The organism is Sphingomonas sp. (assembly GCF_019749955.1).
Lineage (GTDB): Bacteria > Pseudomonadota > Alphaproteobacteria > Sphingomonadales > Sphingomonadaceae > Sphingomonas.
In genome coordinates, this window is sequence record NZ_JAIEPC010000050.1 from 1 (window position 1) to 2,513 (window position 2,513).

Sequence of the window (2,513 nt, forward strand, 5' to 3'; positions counted from 1 at the left end):
ACCCTCCACATGAGCAAAATAGCTTCCGATGTTTCGGTTGTCACGAGTGTCGGCCTCGATCTGGCCAAGCACGTGTTTCAGGTTCACGCGGTCGATACAGGCGGCAAGGTGATCGTCGCCAAGGCGCTACGTCGGCGCGATGTCCTGCCGTTCTTCGCTGCGCTGCCGCCGTGCCTTGTCGGGATGGAAGCCAGCGGCTCGGCGCATCACTGGGGGCGTGAGTTGATGGCGCTCGGTCATGAGGTGCGGCTGATCCCGCCGGCCTATGTGAAGCCCTTCGTCAAGCGCCAGAAGAAGGGACTGTCAGGATTTCCGTGTGTGGGCGGGCGGTTGAACATTACGCGGCCATTGCCCTGATGAAGCGCTCGCCGAAGATGACGGCGAACTGGGCCTTTGCCATGGACCACTCACGTGGTGGCATTTTCCACTCTTTTTCGGATCGGTTCAAGATCAGATAGAGCAGCTTGGTTGCGGCCTCGTCGCTGGGGAAGTGCCCCCTGGCGCGGACGGCGCGCCTGAGCTTCGAGTTCAACGCCTCGATGGCGTTTGTCGTATAGACGATCCGGCGCACCTCGTCGGGGAAGGCGAAGAACGGGATAACCTCGCTCCAGGCGCGTCGCCAGCTCTGGCCGATTGCGGGGTAACGCTGGCCCCAATATCCGGCCTCGAACGCGCTCAGCGCCGCCTCGGCAGCATCGGCGTCGGTCGCGCGGTAAATCGCCTTGAGCGCGCTGGCGAGGTTTTTGCGGTCTTTCCAGGACACGAAGTCCATGGAGTTGCGCAACAAATGGACGATGCACGTCTGGACGACCGTATCGGGGAATACAGCGGTGATCGCCTCGGGGAAGCCCTTCAGACCGTCGACGACCGCCAGCAGGATATCCTCGGTGCCACGGTTGCGCAGCTCGTTCATCACGCGAAGCCAGAACTTCGCGCCCTCGTTCTGCTCAAGCCACAGCCCGAGCACCTCCTTGGCACCGTCGGCGCGCACCCCCAGCGCGATGTGAATCGCCTTGTTGCGGACCATGCCCTCGTCGCGGATCTTGACCCGGATCGCGTCGAAGAAAACCAGCGGGTAGACCGGGTCGAGCGGCCGCTGCTGCCACATCGCCACCTCGTCGAGCACAGCGTCGGTCACCGTGCTGATCAGGTCGGGCGAGACGTCGATGCCATATAAATCATGCAGATGCCCGGTGATCTCACGCGTGCTCATGCCGCGCGCGTACATCGACACGATCTTGTCATCGAAGCCGGGAAAGCGCCGCTGATACTTGGCGATCAACTGCGGATCGAAGCTCGACTGACGGTCGCGCGGCACGTCGATCGCCAGCTTGCCAGCATCGGTCATCACGGTCTTCCGACCGTAACCGTTGCGCGTGTTGCCCACACCATCCTCGCCGGCCAGGTGATGATCCATCTCAGCGTTCAAGGCGCGTTCGGTCAGCGCTTTCTTCAGCGAATCGAGCAGGCCGCCTTGATCAAATGCGGCACTGGCGGCACCCCCCGCCAGCAACTGGTCGAGAAGCTCGTTCGGTATCGCAGGTTCTTTGCGTCGGGCCATATGGGATCTCCTCTTTACCCAGTATGCCCGCCCACACACGGAAATCCTGACAGCCCCCCAGAAGAACGATGCCAACGATGCCGCTGCGATCCACGAGACGCTGTTTCGCCCCGGCCTGCGCTTCGTGAAGGTGCGCTCGATCGCCAACCAGGCCATGCTCATGCAGCATAAAGCGCGCGAGATGCTCGTCGCGCAGTAGTTCCGGGGACACAATACTGAATAGGCCCGCGCTTGTTGGTCAGCTATGGGCATGGCTATGGCTCGCCTTGCCCGCATCGTCATTCCCGGTGTCGCGCACCATGTGACCCAGCGGGACAATCGGCGGCTGCCGATCTTTTTCGGCGACGATGATCGGGCCGAGTATCTGGCGCTGGTCGCGGCGGATCACCGCGCCGTCGGCATTGACCACGCAGTTATGCGTGCTCTTGTCCGAAACGTCCAATCCTGCATAAATCGACATCGGTCATCCTCCTCGTTTGGAGCGCATCAGCGACTCCGTACCAACCAGAAGGGTCGCTACATCAATTACGCAACGTCACCTTAATTCGTAATTCGGCTGACCCGGCCCTCCCGTGCGGCGTCGCCGACTCCGCTCGCCGGTCTTCGCGACCGGCTTGGTGATGCGCCGAAGCACGGCATGGCACCTCTCTGCCACCCGTCTCAACGATTACGCCATAAGGTTCGGAAAGCTTTGATCGAGAGGACGAGCGAGATCGGCAGAACAACCTTGCCGCGAAGCGGGGTGCCTGCGCCAATATGCAAGCTTGCGGTCGTCAGCGACGCGGCTCACTCTCGAGTTCGCAGGCACGGGCGAGGAAGTCGGATAGCTCCTCGACTGGCTCAGTCCTTGCGCGGTAAACGACCGTCCGGCCCGCCTTCTCGGACGACAATAGGCCGGCGGCGCTCAGGATCGCGAAGTGCGGGCTCATAGCCGTCCGCGACATGCCGACCG

The 2,513-nt window shown here is 62.3% G+C and carries 2 protein-coding genes and 2 pseudogenes; 2 read left to right on the plus strand and 2 right to left on the minus strand.

Features of this window, described 5'->3' with window-relative positions; genetic code table 11:
- Positions 1-9: 9 nt before the first annotated feature.
- A pseudogene (locus K2W81_RS10880) lies at positions 10-294 on the plus strand (IS110 family transposase); the annotation flags it as partial.
- Between the two features lie 43 nt (positions 295-337).
- Here the strand turns inward: K2W81_RS10880 and K2W81_RS10885 are convergent.
- Complete coding sequence (locus tag K2W81_RS10885; RefSeq protein ID WP_294104203.1) at positions 338-1,561, minus strand: IS256 family transposase; 1,224 nt, start codon at positions 1,559-1,561, stop codon at positions 338-340.
- 61 nt (positions 1,562-1,622) lie between these two features.
- Between K2W81_RS10885 and K2W81_RS10890 the strand changes: the two are divergent.
- Positions 1,623-1,757 (plus strand): annotated as a pseudogene (locus tag K2W81_RS10890) (IS110 family transposase); the annotation flags it as partial.
- Between the two features lie 42 nt (positions 1,758-1,799).
- On the opposite strand, the gene K2W81_RS10895 reads toward K2W81_RS10890, so the two are convergent.
- Entirely contained in the window at positions 1,800-2,021 is a 222-nt protein-coding gene (locus K2W81_RS10895) for a hypothetical protein (protein ID WP_294104205.1), read from the minus strand.
- Positions 2,022-2,513 lie beyond the last annotated feature (492 nt).